This window comes from Arthrobacter sp. BK1 (assembly GCF_056680055.1).
Window position 1 is genome coordinate 904,373 of sequence record NZ_CM155263.1, and the last position, 19,317, is coordinate 923,689.

Here is a 19,317-nt window from a genome sequence, read left to right on the forward strand (position 1 = left end):
TCAGAGGAGGGTGTCGGAGATGATGCGGGCTCCCGGCACGGGCCCGTGGACAGCGAGGGCGGTCAGGCCGTAGTGCCGCAGGTCCTCGGCCAGGCTTTCAGCCGCGGTTGGATTGTGGGTCAACAGCGCCACTGTAGGCCCGGAACCGGAAACGATCCCCGCGATGGCTCCGTGGGATTCTCCTATACCCAGCGTATCGCGCAGCGCCGGGGCAAGTTCAATGGAGGCCCGCTGGAGGTCGTTCACCAGGACGCGGCTGAGGGCATCTGCATCCCCGCTCCGGAGGGCCTCAAGGATCTTCGGATCCACGGAGGTAGGCTCCTCGGCGGCCAGCCCCTCATCCTCGCGAAGCCGGTCCAGCGTGTGGTAAACCTCGGGGGTCGGGAGCCCGTAATCGGCGGCAACCAGGACCCAGTCCGTCTGCGCTTTGACCAGCGCAGGCGAGAGTTCGTCGCCAAGGCCGAGCCCGACGGCGGTTCCGCCCAGCAGGGAAAACGGGACGTCGGCACCTAATTCGGCAGCCAGGTGTGCCAGCTCGTCCCGGGACAGCCCGCTGTTCCACAGTGCGTCGCAGGCCAGCAGCGTTGCTGCTGCATCGGCGGAGCCGCCGCCCATGCCGCCTGCCACGGGTACGCGCTTGGTGATCTCCAGGTGGACGCCGGTGGCGTGCTCGGACACATCAGCCATGATGGCCGCGGCTTTGTAGGCCAGGTTGTTCTCGTCCAGGGGGATCTCCACCCCGTCCAGGTCCAGGGTGCTGTCCGGGCTGATGCTCACGGTGATCCCCGGGGTTTCGGTGCTGGTGGCGGCTACTTCCTCATAGAGGGATACCGCCAGGTAAACACTGGCCACCGAGTGGTAGCCGTCCGGCCGCAGTGGCCCCACATCCAGGGAGACGTTGACTTTTCCGGGTGCCTTGACCCGAACGGTCCGGGCCGGGAAGCGCCCCGCCAGCGCGTTCACGCGGTGGCCTCGCGGGCTTCGGCGATCCGGGCGAACGCCGTGATGTCTATGACTTCGCCCCGGGCCGTTGGATCGACACCGGCAGCGACGAGGCACCGCTCGGCTTCGGCGGCTCCCCCGGCCCAGCCGGCCAGTGCGGCCCGGAGTGTTTTCCGGCGCTGCGCAAAGGCTGCGTCGATCACGGCGAAGACCTGTTCGCGGGTAGCTGTTGTTACGGGCGGTTCCCGCCGGGTGAAAGCAACCAGGCCGGAGTGGATCTTGGGCGCCGGCCAGAAAACGTTCATGCCAATCACGCCCGCCTTGCGCATGCTGCTGTACCAGGCGGCCTTGACCGAAGGCACTCCGTAGGTCTTTGACCCGGGTCCGGCGGCCAGCCTGTCAGCCACCTCGTCCTGCACCATCACGAGGCCGTGCTGAAGGCTGGGGAAATGCTGGAGAAGATGCAGGACCACCGGTACAGCCACGTTGTACGGAAGATTGGCCACGATGGCGGTCGGCTCCACCGGCAGCGCGGTGACCTTCATGGCGTCGGCCTGAACCAGGTGGAAGGCGTCTGCGGCTTCCGGCCGCCAGGCTTTGATGGTCGCGGGCAGCTTCGCTGCCAGGACGGGATCGATTTCGACGGCGACCACTGCTTTTGCGGCGTCCAGCAGTCCCAGCGTGAGGGAACCGAGGCCGGGCCCGACTTCCAGCACTGTCTCGTCCGGCCCGATGTTGGCAACCGAGACGATCCGGCGGATGGTGTTGCCGTCAATGACGAAGTTCTGGCCAAGTGTTTTGGTGGGCCGGATCCCGATCTCCTCCGCTAGCCGGCGTATGTCGGAGGCACCGAAGAGGGGTGCGGGCGCGGCGGCAGTCGGTTCAGTCACCTAGGTATCCTATCCCGGCGCCCATCAGCGCCGTGGCCTGTTCGTGGCCTGTTAACGGCAGTGACCGGCCCCGGGAACCCGGGACCGGTCATGTCTCGTGCGGTGCTTCCGCCTGCGTGCCTTGCGGCTGTGACTTACCGGCGGCTGTGGTCAGCTGCCGCCGGCGCAGTTGCGCAGGTGCTTCGTTCCGGCTGCTGCCTAGCTCGTGGCTGCCCAGCCACAGCCCCACGGCTGCAGGCCACGCTGTGCGTACACACGGTTGGCGATGTCGATCTGCTGTGCCTTCGTGGCGAGGCTGGCGTTCGGCGCATACGCCCCGCCGCCGGAACCAATCCAGGTCTGGATATCAAACTGGAGGCCACCGTAATAGCCGTTGCCCGAGTTGATGGACCAGTTACCGGTGGATTCGCACTGGGCGATCTTGTCCCACATGGCCTCATTCATCATGGCCGGGGCCGCGGCGCCGGTGTTCGTGCCGGCTGCGGGAGCCGGCGCGGCAGGCTTGACTTTGGTACCGACGGTGACCTTCTCAGTCACGGGCTGCACGGAAACCGTTTCGGAGACCAGCGTGCGCGAAGCTTCGCGGCCGTCCACCATCACCAGTTTGAAAGTCTTGCTGACCTTTCCGGCCACTCCAGCCTGGGTGACCTCTTTTTCACCCTTGAAGAGCTCGGCGCTCTCAGTGGTCAGGCTGTCGAAGTCAATGTCCTCGGTGGTGGCCGCCGTCTGGCCGGTATCGACGCGGGACACCTTGACCACCATGTTGTTCACAACGTGGGCGTTGCCCGGCTGGGAAGTGCGGTCGTCGACGCCGAGCGTGATACCGGCGTCCTCGAGCACCTGGGCAACGGTTCCTGCTGTTGTGGTCGCAGCGGCGACCCGGCCGTCGACCAGGATGCTGACGGTCTTGGGGGTGGAGATGGAGACGAAGGAGCCGGCCACTGCGAGCTGTGCGTCCTTCGGAACGGAAACGGAGGAAGCGCTGGCGACTCCGAGTTCGGTGACGAGGCCGGCAACATCAGGGGCCGTGGTGCTGACGGTCTTCTCGGAACCATCCAGGCTGACCTTCACGGCTTTGGCCATGTTGACGTTGATCACGGTGCCGTTCTCCACTTTGACGTCCGCCGAGGGCGAGACGCGGTCGGCCGGCTTCAGTTCCACATTGGCGCTCTTGACCACTTGGCCAACTGTGCCGCCGAAGGACTGGACCGAAGTCACTTTGCCGTCGACATTGAGGGTAACGGTTTTGTTATTTCCGACGAAGGCCACGAGGCCAACCACCAGGGCGCAGAGCACTACGAGTTGGGTGCCGACTTTGACAAAGCTGAACTTGCCGTCCGTTGTGAAGACCTTGACCACGATTGCCCGTATCTTTAGGACCATCCGGGCACGGGGAAAAACGCAGTAAAATAGCCGGCAGTTGCCCCTTCGGACAGCTCCGGCCTCCATTGCGCCGCCACACTCCCTGCAACAGGCAGGCGGCGATCAAGCTTTGCCGGGTCCCGCTGCGAGTGAAGTGAAATTATCCGAAGGCCTTCCCCGACCCCGGCTAATAATTCTCCACTGTAACCGTAGCGTTATAAAGCGGCCAAGAAATTTACATACGAAGTATGTCTCCAGAGCCTCCAGGACCTTCCGGACTCACGCCCAAGAACCGTATGCCCGCACCGTATTTTCGCCGATCCTGGTGCAAAGTTCGGCAAGGTCGGTTCCTGTCAATTCGGCCATGGCCCGGACGGTGTACGGCACCATGTAGCTGGCATTCGGACGGCCACGGTGGGGGTGCGGGGTCAGGAACGGCGCATCAGTTTCTACCAGCACGAGGTGCGGATCCGCCACGGCTAGCGCGGCGCGGAGGTTTGCAGCGTTCTTAAAGGTCAGTGTGCCGGCGAACGACATGTTCCAGCCCGCCGCATTGCAGATCCTTGCGAGCGCCGCGTCCCCGGAGAAGCAGTGGAAGACCACCCGCTCCGGCGCCCCCTCCTCGCGCAAAACCTGGACGACGTCCTCGTGCGCGTCCCTGTCATGGATCTGCAGGGTCAGGTCGAGGCGCTTGGCGATGTCGATGTGCCGCCGAAAGGAATACCGCTGGTGGGCCAGGCCCTCCCCCTCGGTGCGGTAAAAATCGAGGCCGGTTTCGCCAATGGCCCGGATGCGCGGATGGCCGGCCAGCTGCTCGATCTCAGCCAACGCCGCCTCCAGTTCGCCGCGCCGGGCGTACTCCGGTGCGTCGTTGGGGTGAAGCGCCACCGCCCCCAACAGCCTGCTGTCGAGATCAACTGCCTGAACCGTGAACCGGGAAGACTCGAGGTCGCACCCCACCTGGACCGCTCCCTGGACTCCGACGGCCTCGGCGGCATCCAACGCCGCGGTGATGGCCACGGGCCTGTCGCCGTTGGGAAAATCGAGGTGCGTATGGTTGTCCATCACGGGTACCGGCAACGGCTCCGGTGCGGGCGGGAAGTCCTGCCGGGCCTGTCCGCCCGGCCCGGCCGCGGCGTCGGGACCGGCGGCCCGGTAAGCGGCGGGAATCAGCGGATTACACATCCCTCCACCCTAGCGGCGTCAGATCCCCTTGGAATTCCCGGAACTCTCTGTCTGCAAGTGCAGTTGTGTTAGTAGGCTGGTACACAGATCCGAAAGTCCACCGAGGTCGAAGGCAGGCCTGCTGTCCCGTCCCAGGTGATCCCCGGGCTGAAAGGAGCGCAGATGGACCCGCATCGCCGCACCGCCGTTAACGAAATGGCCCCTGCCAGCAGGAATTTTACGGCCGTCACTGAGCCCGTGAGCCATCTGAATGGCCACAAAGCTGCAGCCATGGACGCCGAGGCGTTCCACGCAGCCAGCCGGCGGATCCTGGAATCGATCAACACCGTGATCGATGGAAAGTCCGATGCCGCAAGGCTTGCCCTGACAGTGTTGCTTGCCCAGGGCCATCTCCTCCTGGAAGACGTGCCCGGCGTGGGCAAGACACTGCTGGCCAAAACCCTCGCCCGGACCATTGACTGCACGGTCAGCCGGATCCAGTTCACTCCCGACCTCCTGCCCTCGGATGTGACGGGGGTGTCCATCTACAACCAGTCCTCGCGGCTCTTTGAGTTCCGGCCCGGAGCAGTGTTTGCCAACATCGTCATCGGTGATGAAATAAACCGCGCCTCGGCCAAGACCCAATCGGCCCTGCTGGAGTGCATGGAGGAACATCAGGTCACGGTGGACGGGGACTCCTACAAACTGGACGAACCATTCATGGTCGTGGCCACGCAGAACCCCATCGAGATGGAAGGTACCTATCCCCTGCCGGAAGCCCAGCGCGACCGCTTTATGGCCCGGATCTCGATGGGATATCCGGACAAGGAGTCCGAGATTGAAATGCTGGAGACCCATCAGGCGGCGTCTCCGCTGGACAACGTCTCCCCGGTTGTCACCGCCGCCGATGTCGCGGCCATGATTGCCACCGTCCAGCAGGTTTATGTCTCCCAGGCGGTCAAGGAGTACACCGTGTCGGTGGGCCGGGCCACCAGGGAAAGCCCGCTGCTCCGGCTGGGAGCCAGCCCGCGCTCCATGCTTCAGCTGTTGCGCGCGGCCAAGGCGACCGCAGCCCTGGACGGCCGCGATTTCGTTCTGCCGGACGATGTCATCAGCGTCGCGGAATCCGTGCTCGCCCACCGGATCATCCTCGACCGGAAGGCAGCCGGAGCGGGTGAGACCGCGCACAGCATTATCAGGGGTATTCTTTCCAGGCTCCCGGTAAGCCAGGACCCCGCGAGAAGTGCGGTCCGGTCCGCGGATTCGCCGGTCGCGGCATCGCGCCGCACCCATTAGGCAGGCACTCCCATGGCGCTGCACGACCGACTGCCGCGGCACCTCTTCAGCCAGCGTGGCTGGGGGCTCCTGGCTGCAGGGGCCGTCTCGCTGTTGGGAGCCCAGATCATGGGCCGGCGGGACCTCCTGACGCTCGCTGTCCTGCTGATCGTCCTCCCGCTGGTGTCGCTCGCCGGAATCAGGCTGGTCAAGCCCCGGTTCCAGGTATACCGCGAGTTCAATCCGTCCCCCGTGGAGACCTCCGCCGCGAGTACGGTGCGGCTGGCTGTGGGACGGACGGGTTACGCCGGCGGCCACGCGATCATGGAGGAAAGACTGCCGCCGCGGTTTGGCGAATCACCGGCCTTCCGGTTCCCCGCCCGCTCCGCCACCGGCGGAATCAGCAGGTACGAATACCACCTGCGGTCCGGCCAGCGCGGGCAGTACCTGATCGGCCCGGTAACGGCTGAATTCACTGATCCGTTCGGCCTCTCGTTGCACCGGCAGGCGATCGACGACGGCGATACACTCACCGTGACGCCTGCCGCCGTAGACCTTCCCGTGACCGGGCTTGCAGGCGCCCGCGGGAACGACGGCATCACAGCTACCCGGACCCGTGCCAATCCCAGCGACGACGACGTCATGACCCGCGAATACCGCCACGGCGATCCCATGCGCAGGGTCCATTGGCCCGCCACCGCACGCCACGGCGTCCTGATGGTGCGGCAGGAGGAATCGGTGACCACTCCCGAGGCCACCCTGATTCTGGACCAAAGGTTCACGGCGTTTCCGGGCGGACCGGGCCCGGGCCATGGGGGCAACCCGTCGGTGGACGGCCACGAGATGGCCAGCAGCCCGACGTTTGAATGGGCCGTGGTGGCCGCAATGTCAATCTGCACGCACCTTTCCGACCGGAACTACGCCCTGCGCCTCCTTGACCCCCGCGGCGAACCGGCTTTCCTCCGCTCCCCGTCGGCCCCGGAACCGGAGGCCGAGGAATTCACGGGGGCGTCAGGGCTGCAGGCAATCGCCGAAAGCCTTGCCGCCATCCACCTCAGCGGTCCGCACCACGCCGCCCGTGAACATGGCCAGGAGTCCAGCCCTGCCGTCTTTGATGACCACCTGATGGACAAACTGTCCGCCCACCGGATGCGCGGCCCGATCATTGCCGTTCTGGGGAGGATCACGCCGGCTGAAGCCAGGGCGCTGGCTCCCGGCGCCGGCTATGGTGCGAATGCCTTCGCCATCATCGTTGTGGACCGGCCCGCGGACGCCGAGGACTCACTTGAGATCCTCCGCCGGGGTGGCTGGCGGGCGGTCGCAGTACAGCCCTCGGTCCCGGTTCCGTTGGCTTGGAGCGAGTTTGACCAGGGCGGCGGCGGGCATGCCACCGCTGCCGCCGACGTCCGCCGCGGAGCGGAGGTGGGGAGATGACACTCGCACCGGAACGAAACGCCTCCCGCGAACAGCCGCCGGCCGGAATAGGTCCGGCCGGAACGGGACGGACACGTGCGCGGACACGGGTCGGGGTTTACCCCTGGGCCATGGCTGGGGCGGTTGCCTTGTCCGTGGCTGGTGCCGCGGTGTCCCTCAACGGGGTGCTGCGTGGCTGGGCCTGGTACCTTCCCGTTCTGACCACGGTGCTCGTTGTCTGCCTGTCCATCGCGATCCTCCGTGCGCTTCGCGCCCATCCCCTCCTGGTGGCGGCCGGCGGGTTCGCGTCACTGATCGCCATCCTGACCCTCACTTTCTTCCGGAGCACCGGAATTGCCGGCTTTATACCGTCGGGGGAAACCATGGCTGAACTGGACAGGTTCATCCGGCGGGCCAGTGAAACAGTGCTCGCCGAAAGCGCTCCCGTGGCTCCGAATGCAGGGATCGTCATGGTCACGTGCGCGGTTCTCGGCCTGACAGTCATCCTCATTGATGCGCTTGCAGTGCCCCTGGGCATGCCTGGCACAACCGGAGTGGGCCTGCTCGCCATTCTGGTGGTCCCCGCCATGGTGAAACCGCAGAGCGTGGGGTTCTGGGGCTTCTGCGCCACAGTGGCCGGCTACCTGCTGATCCTGGCATGCAGCCAATGGTTTGCCCCGGACGCCCGCACGTCAGCCGACAGCGCCCGGAATCCCGGCCAACTGCGGCGTGCTGTACTGACCGGAACCGTGGCGCTGGTGGCCACCCTCGCAGCGCCAACGGTGATCCCCGGTTTTGATCACGGGACGTTTCCGCAGGGGTCCAGGCTCAACCCGTGGGGGACCGGAACCGGCCTGAACCCCATGATCACTTTGGGAAACAGCCTGCGTACGCCGGCAGGCAGCGGGCGGATCACGTACGCCACCAACGCCGGCACGCCCGTGTATCTGCGATCGGTCACGGTGGATAATTTCGACGGTGAATCCTGGGGTCCTGATGACCGCGAAGGTGACCGGCGGCCGGTGAGCGGGCTGATCGAAACCGGCTACGAGATCCTCGCCGACGAACAGATCCGGCAGGTGACCGCCGTGGAAACCGGCACGTTCACCAGCCCCTACCTGCCGTTGCCCTACGCTCCGGAGGCAATCCGCGGGCTCAGTGGCGCCTGGACGTGGGACCCGGCCACCCTCTCCGTCAAAGGGGCCAACACCAACTCGCGCAACCAGCTGTATATAGTGTCCTCTTCAGCACCCAAACTCACAGCGGAGGCGCTTCAGCAGTCTTCGGCGGCGGTCCGCGGCATCCCGGAAGACTTCACCAGGATCCCCGGCAACGTCCCGGACATCGTCCGCACCACCGCTGACACTGTGACAGGTTCAAGCGGCACTGCCTACGCCAAGGCCATGGCCATCCAAAATTTCCTGCGTTCAGGGGCGTTCACGTACTCGCTCCAGTCTCCGGTACAAAACGGTTATGACGGCAACGGACTGTCCGTCCTGGCAGACTTCCTGACCCAGAAGAGCGGCTACTGCATCCACTTCTCATCTGCCATGGCCGTGATGGCCAGGCTGGAAGGAATACCGAGCCGTATCGCCGTCGGCTACGCGCAGGGCAGGCCCACCGGGGCCACGGTCGCCGTGCTGGGCCAGGGGGCGCTGCCCGAGTTTGAGGTGGACTCCCGTGATGCCCATGCCTGGCCGGAGCTCTACTTCCAGGGTTTGGGATGGGTACCTTTCGAACCCACACCATCACGCGGTGTGGTGCCCACGTACGCCACCGAGAGCTCCAGCCCCGGCTCCCCCAGTGTCATTGAGAACAACGAGGACCTTCTCCCCGGCGCTACGTCCGCACCCGTTACGCCGACCCCCACGGCCACCCCTCTGCCAGGTGCCGGCGGCGGTACGGACGACGTCGGCCGGCAACTGACGCCGTTGCTGGTCACGGCAGCAGGCGTGCTGGGCGTGTCCCTGCTTCTCGCTTCCCCGCGGCTGATCCGGCTTGGGCGGCGTGCCCGACGACTCCGGAGCCACGAATCCCCGGAGGACGCAGTTACGCTGGCGTGGTCAGAGCTCCGCGACCTCGGAACCGATTACGGCCTGCCACCGCTGCCCAGCGAGACGCCACGGACATACTCCGCCCGGCTCCGCCGTTCGGCCCTGCTCGGTGAGGAGGGCGGCATGGACGACGCGGCGCACCGGGCTGTCCGCACGCTGACGGCCGACTTCGAATGGCGGCACTACGGCCGCCCGCTCCACCAGGCGGGACCGGGGAGGCTTCAGCCGGCGGACGCGCGTATCGCCGCCGTCCAACAGTCCCTGCAGGACAACGCCACCTTCTTCCGGCGCTTCAGGGCCGGCTGGCTCCCGGCGTCTGTCCTTGGACAGCTGGGCCGGCTTCTGGCATCGCCATTCAGGGCAATGGGCGGGCTGTCTTTCCGGGCGGCGAAGGCCGCCGCCCGGTCCTGGTCGAGGGCGCGCGACGGCCTGCTCCGGCCCCGCGGAAGCCAATAACGCAGGCAACCGATAACACGGCGGAAGCCAATAATGGCCCCGCTCCAGCCGGCCGCTGCTGGTCAGCTGGCGTAGGGGTCTGCGATGCCGATGTACTGGGTGTAGAGGTACTCCTCGATGCCTTCGAGGCCGCCTTCGCGGCCCAGGCCGGACTGCTTGACGCCACCGAAGGGTGCGGCGGCGTTGGAGATGACACCGGCGTTCAGGCCCAGCATGCCCGTTTCGAGCCGCTCACCCATCCGGAGGCCGCGGTTCAGGTCCCGGGTAAAGACGTAAGCCACCAGCCCGTACTCGGTGTTGTTGGCCAGCCGGACGGCCTCGTCCTCGCTGTTGAAGGTGATGATCGGCGCGACGGGCCCGAAAATTTCCTCGGACAGGATCCGGGTCCCTTCGGTAACGCCGGTGAGGATGGTGGGCTGGTAGAAGTAGCCCGGGCCTTCCGCCGGAGCGCCGCCCAGGACCGCCTTGGCGCCGGAGGCTACGGCGTCGGAGACCAGTTCGTGGACCTTGTCCCGGCTCTTGGCATCAATCAGCGGACCCACCTTGGACTCCTCCTCCGTCCCGCGGGCGGTGGTCATCTCCCCCATCTTCGCGGCGAACTTCTCCGCGAACTCCTCCGCCACCGCTTCGTGGACGATGAACCGGTTCGCCGCGGTGCAGGCCTCACCCATGTTCCGCAGCTTCGCCAGCATCGCCCCGGCGACGGCGGCATCCAGGTCCGCGTCCTCGAAGACCACGAACGGGGCATTCCCGCCGAGCTCCATGGACGTCCGCAACACGGTTTCGGAGGCGTCGGCCAGCAGGCGGCGGCCCACCTCGGTGGAACCGGTGAAGGACAGCTTCCGCAGCCGGGAGTCTTTGATCAGCGGACCGGTGGTGGCGCCGGCCGTGGACGTGGGGATCACATTCAGTACACCGGCGGGCAGGCCGGCTTCCATCATCACCGCGGCGAACAGCTGGGACGTCAGCGGGGTCAGGTTGGCGGACTTCAGCACCATGGTGCAGCCGGCGGCAACGGCCGGGGCAATCTTGCGGGTGGCCATGGCCAACGGGAAATTCCACGGCGTGATCAGCAGGCACGGGCCCACCGGCTTCTTCGTGACCAGCAGGCGGGATTTCCCGTCCGGGGAGACCGAGTAGCGGCCGAACGCGCGGACCGCTTCCTCGGAGAACCACCTCAGGAACTCGGCACCGTAAGTGACTTCGCCGCGGGCTTCGGCCAGCGGTTTGCCCATTTCCAGGGTCATCAGCAGCGCGAAATCCTCGGCGCGTTCCGTCACCAGGTCAAAAGCCCGGCGCAGGATCTCGCCCCGTTCGCGCGGCGCGACCTTCGCCCAGGACTCCTGCGCCCCAGCGGCAGCGTCAAGGGCGGCCATACCGTCCCCGGCCCCGGCGTCGGCGATGCTCAACAGCACCTTGCCCGTGGCGGGGTCCTCGACGTCGAACGTCTTCCCCGACGCAGCGGGCCGCCACTGGCCATTGATCAGCAGTCCGGTGGGTACAGAGGCGAGCAGCTCGCTCTCGCGCTTGGCGGTTACGGCTGGCTGTGCGGTGAGCGTCACGGGTGACTCCCTTGTCAGTAGGTTTTGCGGCTGTCGGAAGAGCCTGCGGCCCGCCGGCGCCTGCCCGGAGGCTTCTTGGTCCCGCTCCCGGGCCGGCGACCGGCCGGTTTGGCTGATTCATTGTCAGACTACTGCTGCGGCGGCCGGAGGGTCTACGCCCGGAAGCACTGCAGGATCGAGCCGTCATTGTGCGACTGCACAGCCCGCCGCTGGCCCGGTCAGCGCGCCGCGAGGACCGCTGAATAGAGCTCCCGCTTACTAACCCGGACGTCCTCTGCGACGGCGGCCACCGCTTCCTTGAGCCGGATTCCCTGGGATATCAACTCGTTGACGGCCGCCACATGGTCTTCCGGGGTTCCCGGTGCCTGTTCGGGCGCACCGCCCAGCACTACGGCGATCTCTCCCCGGACCTCGTTGTTTTCCGCCCACAGCAGCAACTCGCCCACGGTGCCGCGGAGGACCTCCTCGTAGGTTTTGGTCAGTTCCCGGCACACAGCGATCCGCCGTTCGGCGCCGAAACGCTCCCGGAGCGCACGCAGCATCGATTCCAGGCGGTGCGGGGCCTCGAAGAAGACCATGGTCCGGCGCTCGGCCGAAAGATCCGCCAGCCGCGAGGCGCGTTCACCGGCCTTCCGGGGAAGGAAGCCCTCGAAGCAGAAGCGGTCAGTGGGGAGGCCGGACAAAGCCAAGGCAGTCAGCACAGCCGACGGCCCAGGGACTGCGGTCACGGTGAGGCCCGCAGCCACCGCACCTTCCACGAGGCGGAAGCCGGGATCGGAAACGGAGGGCATTCCGGCGTCGGTGACCATGACCAGCGTCTTGCCCGCCCGTACCTGCTCCAGGAGTTCTGCGGTCTTGGTGGCCTCGTTGTGTTCGTGATAGCTGATCACCCGGCCCCCGACGGTGACCCCGAGATTCTGAACCAGCCGGTGCAGGCGCCTGGTGTCCTCGGCTGCCACAATATCCGCCGTGCCCAGCAGCCCGATCAGGCGGACCGAGGCGTCGCCGGCGTTGCCGATGGGCGTCGCCGCCAGGATGATCCTGCCGGGCCCACCCGCAACGGGCTCTGCCGGGACCTGCTCCGCAGCATCAGGCACCGCAGTATCAGGCGCTGCCGAATCAGGTGCAGCCACATCAGGCGCTGACGCAAGCTCCGCCTCACCGGTCCCGGAACGGTCTGCAGGGCTGGGATCGGCGAAGGTGCTTGGGTTAGGGTCCACTACCCCAGCCTACTGCTGGGCGGCTTCACAGGCTGCAAAAGGTAGCATGGGGCAGGTGACGCAGACCTCCATGCGGCCTGCCGGGGCCGGGCAAGCCATCGCGCCGGCACCAGCCGCCGGGTCCCCCGGAAACACGGGTGCCGCTAATTCCCAGCCGCGACGCTCCTGGATCAGCCGGCCCGCTGAGGCCTATTCCGCAGAGGTCCTCCGGGAGCGGCTGATCGGAAACTTCCGCAGTTGGCAGGATTACCCGCCGTCGCTGCGGATCTGGTTCTGGCTGGTCCCGATCCTGACCGCGTTGATCGGTGGCATCCTCCGCTTTGTTCGGCTGGACACCCCCGCGAGCCTTGTTTTCGATGAAACGTACTACGTCAAGGACGCCTATTCGTACCTGATCAGCGGCTATGAGCGCAGCTGGCCGGACAAGGCCAACGATTCCTTCAATGCCGGCAACCCTACTGTCATTCTGAACACCCCCGAATATGTGGTCCATCCTCCGGTGGGTAAATGGATGATCGCCGGCGGCATGTGGCTTTTCGGGCCGGATAATCCCTACGGCTGGCGGTTCGCCGCGGCACTGACCGGTACCGTGTCCATCCTGCTGCTGTCACTGATTGCCCTGAAACTTTTCCGCTCCCTGCCGTTGGCCGCGGCCGCGGGCCTGCTCCTCGCCGTCGACGGCCACCACCTGGTGATGTCGCGGACATCGCTCCTGGACGTGTTCCTGATGTTCTGGATCCTCGCGGCTTTCGGTGCTTTGCTGCTTGACCGGGACGACGGACGGCGGCGCCTTGCAAACCGGCTGGCCAGGCTGGCGGCGGCTTCGAAAAACGGCCGGCCCTCTGCGGGGCAGCTGCTCTCAGGCCCCTGGCTTGGCATCCGCTGGTGGCGGCTGGCCGCGGGCGTATGCCTGGGCCTGGCCATCGGCACCAAATGGTCGGGCCTGTTTTTCCTCGCAGCCTTCGGCGTACTGACAGTGCTGTGGGACCTCAATGCACGGCGCGTCGCCGGTATCCGCGGCTGGGCAAGCGGCGGCGTCATCAAGGACGGGCTGCCTGCCTTCGCCGCAATGGTTCCCGTGGCTGCCTTGGTCTATGCCGCAACATGGACCGGCTGGTTCCGGTCTGATGACGCTTACTACCGGCGCTGGGCCGAGGCCAACCCGTCAGCGGAGTGGGGGTGGCTGCCGGATTCGCTGCGTTCCCTGGCGCACTATCACCTGGAGGCCTACAAGTTCCACCAGGGCCTGGGTTCCGAACATCCTTACGAGGCAAGTGCGTGGAGCTGGCTGGTCATGGGGAGGCCGACGTCGTTCTTCTACCAGAAACCGGAACAGGGCACCCCGGGATGCGATGTGCCCAACTGCGCCTCCGCCATCCTTTCGGTGGGGAATCCGATGGTCTGGTGGAGTGCAGCCATTGCGCTGGTGGTGGTCCTGTTCTGGTGGGCCGGACGCCGGGACTGGCGGGCAGGCGCAGTCCTGGCAGGCGTGGCTGCGGGCTACCTGCCCTGGTTCCTGTACCCGGAGCGCACCATGTTTTTCTTCTACGCGGTGTCTTTTGAGCCATTCCTGGTGCTCGCCTTGGTCTACTGCCTTGGACTGGTGATGGGCCGGGACACAGACCCGCTCTGGCGGCGGCGCTCGGGACTCTACCTGGTGGCGCTGTTTGTCGCCGGAGCAGTCCTGCTGTCCGCTTTCTTTTATCCGGTGTGGACAGCGGAGACCATCCCGTACCAGGAATGGCGCTTCAGAATGTGGATGCCGTCCTGGATCTAGGGCAGGATTGCATCAGACCCTGACGATATAGAGCCGCCCGCAGGAGCGCTCCGGTAAGGCAGTGGAACGGAGACACCCGTGCGGGAAGCAAGCACAAAGCTCATGGTGGAGCTCGAACCGGACAGCAATGTCACCGATCTCCTGATGGATCAGGCGGCCAGGAACGCCTCCCACCCCCTCTACTCGTGCAAAGCCCCCAACGGCTGGACAGACATCCCGGCCCAGAAGTTCCTGCACGATGTCTCCGCGCTGGCCAAAGGCCTGATCGCCGGCGGCCTGGAGCCCGGGGACACGGTGGCAGTGATGTCCGCGACGCGGTACGAGTGGACCCTGGTGGATTTCGCGATCTGGTTCGCGGGCGGAGTGACGGTGCCCATCTATGAAACCTCCTCCCCCAGCCAGGTGGAGTGGATCCTGCACGATGCCGGTGCCCGCCGGGTTTTCGCCGAGGACCGCGGCAAAGTGGCGATGATCGCCCGGGTACTGGAGACCTCCGACCGCCTCCGGGACCGGCTGGTCAGCGTAGTCAGGATGGATTACGACGCCGAAGCCCCCGACCTCGCCAGCCTCGCGGCCGCCGGTATGGGAGTCACCGATGCCGAACTGGAGAGGCACCGTACTGCCGCCGGACTGGACGACGTCGCGTCCCTGGTCTACACCTCCGGCACTACCGGGCACCCCAAAGGCTGCGAAATCACCCACGGCAACTTTGCGCTCGTGGCCGCCAACGTCGTGGCCTTCCTTCCGGAGCTCCTCAAGCAGGAGAACGCACGCACCCTGATGTTCCTCCCCCTGGCCCACGTGCTGGCGCGCGCTGTCCAGGTGGTGTGCCTCCATGCCGGTGCCACGCTGGGCCATGTGGCCAGTCCCGCTGCCCTGGTGGAGGATCTGGCAACCTTCAAACCCACCTTCCTGCTGGCCGTGCCCCGGATTTTCGAAAAGGTCCGCGCCAGCGCCAGCCACAAGGCAACAATGAGCGGGAAATCAAGGATTTTCGGGGCAGCCTCCGCCACCGCCATCCGCTTCTCCATCGAACAGGACAACGCAGCCCGCGGCCAAGGAAGTGGCCCCGGCCTCGCCCTCAGGATGCAGCACGCCCTGTTCGACAGGCTGGTGTATCCGAAGCTCAGGCAGGTCTTTGGCGGCCGGCTCAACTACATGGTGTCCGGAGCCAGCCCGCTGGCACCTGAAGACGCACACTTCTTCCGCGGGATGGGGATCCCGGTGCTCGAGGGCTACGGCCTGACCGAGACCACCGCGCCCTGCACCGCCAATACCCCCCACCGGACCAGGGTGGGCACCGTGGGCGTCCCGCTGCCGGGCACCACCATCCGTGTGGCCGAAGACGGCGAAGTGCTGGTCAAGGGGATCGGTGTGTTCAAGGGCTACCACGCCAACCCGGCTGCCAACGAGGAAGCGTTCGTGGATGGCTTCTTCCGCACCGGAGACGTGGGCGAGCTGGACGCTGACGGGTTCCTGAAAATAACCGGCCGGAAAAAGGACATCCTGGTGACGGCCGGCGGTAAGAACGTGGCGCCCGGGCCACTGGAGGAAAAGATCCGCGCCCACCAGCTCGTGGGCCACGCCGTGGTGGTGGGCGATGGCAGGCCCTTTATTGCCGCTTTGGTCAGTCTCGATCCGTCAGGGCTGGAAAACTGGTGCTCGGAAAACAAGGTACCGGCGCTTTCCATCGGCGAAGCGGTCACGGATGCCCGTGTCCGTGCTGCCGTTCAGGCAGCCGTGGACCACGCCAACACGATGGTTTCCAAGGCAGAATCCATCCGGAACTTCACCATCCTGCCAAACGAGTTCACTGAAGCATCCGGCCACCTGACCCCGTCCCTCAAACTCAAGAGGGCCGTCGTCGTGCGTGAATTTGAGGCCGAGATTGCCGGCCTATACGGCTGAGTTCTTTACGGCGGAGCGCTTTACGGCTGGCCGGCGCCAACCTGCTCGTCGTTGATGTCCTGGTCATCCCGCACCATTCCCCGGCGCCGCCGCGTGGGCCAGGTGAGAATGAGGGTCACCAGTGACGCCAGGAACACGAGCCCGGCAATAACGATTCCGGCGTCGATCCAGAACTGCCCCGGGAAGAGCCTGATGAGGGTGTCTTCAAGGGCGAACGTCCAGGTGCCGCTGGCAAAGAAGATCCGGTGGAACTCGGTGAAGAACTGCTGCCAGCCGAGAACTGCCAGCGCCCCGAGCCCCAGGATGATGACCAACCCGACGATGGAGCCTGCAAACAGTCCCCGGCGCACTCCCCCGGTGCTGCGCCGCCTCAGGTAGGCGATGCCCACGAGGCTGAGCACGATCAGAAGCAAGCCTGCCCCGAAGGCGGAGAGGATGACAAGCTTCACGTCTGCCATGTGGCTGACTTCGCCGTCTTTGAAGAGGTCCCCGCCGCTGCGGTTGACCAGGTCCCCGAGATAGCGCGGACCCGCCCAGTTACTGAGGTAGTCAACGGTGTAGGAGCCGTAGGTCATCCTGTCATCGGTGCTGAAGCCGTAGCCATCTCCGGGAAAACCGGGCCTGTTGTATTCCACCCAGAGGAACAGAGGACTGGTCACTGCCCGGACGGCCAGAACCAGGAGGATCACGGGGTAGAAAATGGCCAGCAGGACTTGCCAGATCCGCGGCGGCACCGGCTTGGCGTTGGCGGCACTTTCACGCTCGGCGTTGCGCCGCTCCACTTCCTCCTGCGGAGGACGGACCTGCAGTGCTGACGTTGGATGCGGTTCGCTGAACAGGCCGCCGTCCTTATGGGCAGCGCCCGAAGGGGACGCGCCCATGTGGGAGGCGTTGTGGCCCGAGGTTTCGCGGCTGAGGGTTCCGCTTGGGGTTTGGCGGCCTGGGGTTTCGCGGCCGGCATCCTTGGCGGCGGTTGCCGCAGCGGGGGATGCGACGGCGGCGGTTTCGGTGTGGTGGGCTCCGGCGGCGGAGGGCTCCGCTGCCGAAGAAACCGCAGAAGGTTCGACGGCGGCTTCCGCCGCCTTGCGGTCGGCGCGGCTTTCGGGCTGCCCGGATGCTTGCCCGGCGCGGACGCCGCCTGTGCTGGACTCATCAGTGCCACTGGAGCCGGAGCCTGTCATCCAGGCAAACGCGGGCTCATCCGAGTCTTTCGACGCATCAAGGTCCGGATCCGGCTGCGGCTCCGAGCGTTTGGCAGGGGTCGGCGGGTTGTCGTTCACAGCAGCGTCACTTCCGTTGGGGTTCGCGCTGCCGGCTCTGGTCCGGGCAGCGCCATGTATCTGTTGTTGAGCCTACCGTCCGCTCCTCTGCAACGGCGAGGTGCCACCCCGGAAGCGCGCGAATCAGGCGGCGATTTCGGAGTAGCCGGCGTCGCCCGCCCCCAGGTCGCCGCGCTCACCGGCATCATAGGCGCGCCGGCCCCATACCAGCACGTAGATCCAGTACGCGGCCAGGACAGCGGCGCCAATACTGATCTTGGCCCACACCGGCAACGGGCTGGGCGTCACAAAACCCTCCACCAGGCCAGAGATGAACAGCACCAGCACCAGGCCAAGGGCGACGGTGATCAGGGACCTGCCTTCGTCGGCCACTGCGCGTCCCCGGGTCCGGGGACCGGGCGAGACCATGGCCCAGAAGATCCGCAGCCCCGCGGCGCCGGCAATGAAGACGGCCGTCAGTTCCATCAGTCCGTGGGGAAGGATGTAGCTGAAGAAGACATCCTGCTTGCCGACGGCGGCAAAGATGCCTGCGGCGATCCCTACTGCCTGCGCGTTGGAGAACAGGATCATCGGCACCCAGATTCCGGTGATGCCGAGGGCCACCGCCTGCGCACTGATCCACGCGTTATTCGTCCAGACGGCGCCAGCAAAGGACGCAGCAGGGTTTTCCGAGTAGTAGTCGATGAAATCCTCCTCCACGTACTGCCTGACCGCGGCGTCGGAGGCCACCGCCCGCAAGGCCTCCGGCGACGTCCCGATCCACACCGCGTAGGCGGCACTGACCACGATGAACGCGGCCCCGCAGGCAACGGTGAGCCACCTCAGCCGGTACAGGGCTGCGGGCAGGGCGGCCACGAAGAAACGTGCCAGGTCCGTCATGAAGTTTGAGCGCGCCCCGGTGAAGCGGGTCCGGGCCTGGACCAAGGTGGCGGAGAGGGACGCGGACAGGCCGCCCTCCGGGGCCACGGACCGGATGAAGGACAGATGTGCGGAGGTGGCCTGGTAGAGCCTGAGCAGTTCGTCGGCTTCCTCCCCGCTGAGCCGCCGCTTATGCGCAAGTTCGTGCAGCCTCGACCATTTGTCTCCGTTGACAGCGGAGAAGGCATCCATATCCACGGCTTCAGCCTAGCCGCCTTAGACTGTGAGCGTCCGGAGGTTGGTTGACCGCAGGAATGGTGACGGGAAGGGGAACCGGCTTGAGTTCAATAATCACGGGCGAGGCCGTTGTCCTGGAACTCCGCCCCGCGACATTCGCCGCCCGGGCACTGGGGCTGTTGCTCGATGTGCTCTTCAACGTGGTCCTTCTGGTCCTGATCCTCTTCGGCGTCACCGCTGCTGCCCAGGACCTCGACGAGGCGGCGTTCCGGATGCTGCTGCTGGTCAGTATTGTTTTCTGCTTTGTGATTCTCCCCGTGGCCGTGGAGACCCTCACCCGGGGCCTCTCCCTCGGAAAGCTGGCTGCGGGCCTGCGCGTGGTCAGGGACGACGGCGGCGCCATCCGGTTCCGTCACGCTGTCATCCGCGGGCTGACGGGATTCCTGGAAATCTACCTGACCCTGGGCGGCCTGGCCATCGCCGTCGCACTCTTCAACAGCCGGTCCAAACGGCTGGGAGATATCCTCGCAGGCACGTACGCACTCCGGCGCAGGGTGCCCGTTGAGGCCGCTGTCCGCGTCGAGGTTCCGCCGCATCTGCGCGCCTGGGCCGGAGCGGCGGACATCGGCCGGATCCCCGATGCGACGGCAAGGCAGGCTGCCCGGTTCATCCGGCAGGCCGGGCGGATGTCACCCCTTTCGGCCGCCCGGATGGCCCAGGCCATCGCCACCGAACTGTCGGGGCAGGTGGCCCCTCCCCCTCCGCCTGGTACCACCCCCGAGCATTACCTGGCGGCTGTTATTGCCGAACGCCGCAACCGCGAACTGGCGCAATTACGGCAGGCCCGGCGCCGCAGCACCGCCACAGCAGAGCGGCTGGACCGCTTGCCCTTCAGTTCTTAGCCGACGGGCACGGATGG

At 66.2% G+C, this 19,317-nt stretch carries 14 protein-coding genes; 6 read left to right on the plus strand and 8 right to left on the minus strand.

The window, feature by feature from the left end:
- The 4 genes from AC1MCA_RS03995 to AC1MCA_RS04010 form a co-directional block, all read right to left on the minus strand.
- Complete coding sequence (locus AC1MCA_RS03995; RefSeq protein WP_108598016.1) at window positions 1-963, minus strand: 4-(cytidine 5'-diphospho)-2-C-methyl-D-erythritol kinase; 963 nt, start codon at window positions 961-963, stop codon at window positions 1-3.
- Window positions 960-1,832: a 16S rRNA (adenine(1518)-N(6)/adenine(1519)-N(6))-dimethyltransferase RsmA gene (gene rsmA / locus AC1MCA_RS04000; RefSeq protein WP_479801403.1), complete on the minus strand. Its 873-nt coding sequence runs from the start codon at window positions 1,830-1,832 to the stop codon at window positions 960-962. Before rsmA ends, AC1MCA_RS03995 begins: the two co-directional genes overlap by 4 nt.
- A gap of 198 nt (window positions 1,833-2,030) precedes the next feature.
- Complete coding sequence (locus tag AC1MCA_RS04005) at window positions 2,031-3,215, minus strand: ubiquitin-like domain-containing protein (protein WP_479801405.1); 1,185 nt, start codon at window positions 3,213-3,215, stop codon at window positions 2,031-2,033.
- 258 nt (window positions 3,216-3,473) lie between these two features.
- A complete protein-coding gene (locus AC1MCA_RS04010; protein WP_479801406.1) occupies window positions 3,474-4,379 on the minus strand; it encodes a TatD family hydrolase in 906 nt (301 codons plus the stop codon).
- Window positions 4,380-4,541: 162 nt separating this feature from the next.
- On the opposite strand from AC1MCA_RS04010, the gene AC1MCA_RS04015 reads away from it, so the two are divergent.
- From AC1MCA_RS04015 to AC1MCA_RS04025, 3 genes are read left to right on the plus strand one after another with little or no spacing between them, the layout of a single operon-like run.
- Window positions 4,542-5,654, plus strand: coding sequence for an AAA family ATPase (locus AC1MCA_RS04015; RefSeq protein ID WP_479801408.1), 1,113 nt, complete (start codon window positions 4,542-4,544; stop codon window positions 5,652-5,654).
- 12 nt (window positions 5,655-5,666) lie between these two features.
- Complete coding sequence (locus AC1MCA_RS04020) at window positions 5,667-7,067, plus strand: DUF58 domain-containing protein (protein ID WP_479801410.1); 1,401 nt, start codon at window positions 5,667-5,669, stop codon at window positions 7,065-7,067.
- The gene (locus tag AC1MCA_RS04025; protein ID WP_479801412.1) at window positions 7,064-9,556 is read left to right on the plus strand and encodes a transglutaminase TgpA family protein; all 2,493 of its coding nucleotides are present in this window, start codon (window positions 7,064-7,066) and stop codon (window positions 9,554-9,556) included. The genes AC1MCA_RS04020 and AC1MCA_RS04025 overlap by 4 nt, the downstream gene beginning before the upstream one ends.
- A gap of 62 nt (window positions 9,557-9,618) precedes the next feature.
- Here the strand turns inward: AC1MCA_RS04025 and AC1MCA_RS04030 are convergent, their stop codons facing one another.
- Both AC1MCA_RS04030 and rsmI read right to left on the minus strand, forming a co-directional pair.
- Entirely contained in the window at window positions 9,619-11,118 is a 1,500-nt protein-coding gene (locus tag AC1MCA_RS04030; RefSeq protein WP_479801414.1) for an NAD-dependent succinate-semialdehyde dehydrogenase, read from the minus strand.
- A 218-nt stretch (window positions 11,119-11,336) separates the two neighbouring features.
- Complete coding sequence (gene rsmI, locus AC1MCA_RS04035) at window positions 11,337-12,215, minus strand: 16S rRNA (cytidine(1402)-2'-O)-methyltransferase (protein ID WP_479803281.1); 879 nt, start codon at window positions 12,213-12,215, stop codon at window positions 11,337-11,339.
- A 169-nt stretch (window positions 12,216-12,384) separates the two neighbouring features.
- Here rsmI and AC1MCA_RS04040 point away from each other — a divergent pair, with 169 nt between their 5' ends.
- Together AC1MCA_RS04040 and AC1MCA_RS04045 are read left to right on the plus strand one after the other, a co-directional pair.
- Window positions 12,385-14,115, plus strand: coding sequence for a dolichyl-phosphate-mannose--protein mannosyltransferase (locus AC1MCA_RS04040; RefSeq protein WP_479801416.1), 1,731 nt, complete (start codon window positions 12,385-12,387; stop codon window positions 14,113-14,115).
- A gap of 78 nt (window positions 14,116-14,193) precedes the next feature.
- Window positions 14,194-16,023, plus strand: a complete 1,830-nt coding sequence (locus AC1MCA_RS04045; RefSeq protein ID WP_479801417.1) for an AMP-dependent synthetase/ligase — start codon at window positions 14,194-14,196, stop codon at window positions 16,021-16,023.
- Window positions 16,024-16,043: 20 nt separating this feature from the next.
- Here AC1MCA_RS04045 and AC1MCA_RS04050 read toward each other — a convergent pair whose 3' ends face one another.
- Together AC1MCA_RS04050 and AC1MCA_RS04055 are read right to left on the minus strand one after the other, a co-directional pair.
- Window positions 16,044-17,303, minus strand: coding sequence for a TIGR01906 family membrane protein (locus AC1MCA_RS04050; protein WP_479801419.1), 1,260 nt, complete (start codon window positions 17,301-17,303; stop codon window positions 16,044-16,046).
- Between the two features lie 123 nt (window positions 17,304-17,426).
- Window positions 17,427-18,419 carry a stage II sporulation protein M gene (locus AC1MCA_RS04055; RefSeq protein WP_479801421.1) on the minus strand — a complete coding sequence of 331 codons (993 nt, stop codon included), beginning with the start codon at window positions 18,417-18,419 and terminating at the stop codon, window positions 17,427-17,429.
- 80 nt (window positions 18,420-18,499) lie between these two features.
- Between AC1MCA_RS04055 and AC1MCA_RS04060 the strand changes: the two genes are divergently transcribed.
- Complete coding sequence (locus tag AC1MCA_RS04060) at window positions 18,500-19,300, plus strand: RDD family protein (protein ID WP_479801422.1); 801 nt, start codon at window positions 18,500-18,502, stop codon at window positions 19,298-19,300.
- The last annotated feature ends 17 nt before the right edge of the window (window positions 19,301-19,317 follow it).

Coding starts and splice junctions, on each gene's coding strand:
- AC1MCA_RS04005 (WP_479801405.1), bottom strand. CDS start 3,215: ATGGTCCTAAAGATACGGGCAATCGTGGTCAAGGTCTTCACAACGGAC.
- AC1MCA_RS04010 (WP_479801406.1), bottom strand. CDS start 4,379: ATGTGTAATCCGCTGATTCCCGCCGCTTACCGGGCCGCCGGTCCCGAC.
- AC1MCA_RS04015 (WP_479801408.1), top strand. CDS start 4,542: ATGGACCCGCATCGCCGCACCGCCGTTAACGAAATGGCCCCTGCCAGC.
- AC1MCA_RS04020 (WP_479801410.1), top strand. CDS start 5,667: ATGGCGCTGCACGACCGACTGCCGCGGCACCTCTTCAGCCAGCGTGGC.
- AC1MCA_RS04025 (WP_479801412.1), top strand. CDS start 7,064: ATGACACTCGCACCGGAACGAAACGCCTCCCGCGAACAGCCGCCGGCC.
- AC1MCA_RS04040 (WP_479801416.1), top strand. CDS start 12,385: ATGGGGCAGGTGACGCAGACCTCCATGCGGCCTGCCGGGGCCGGGCAA.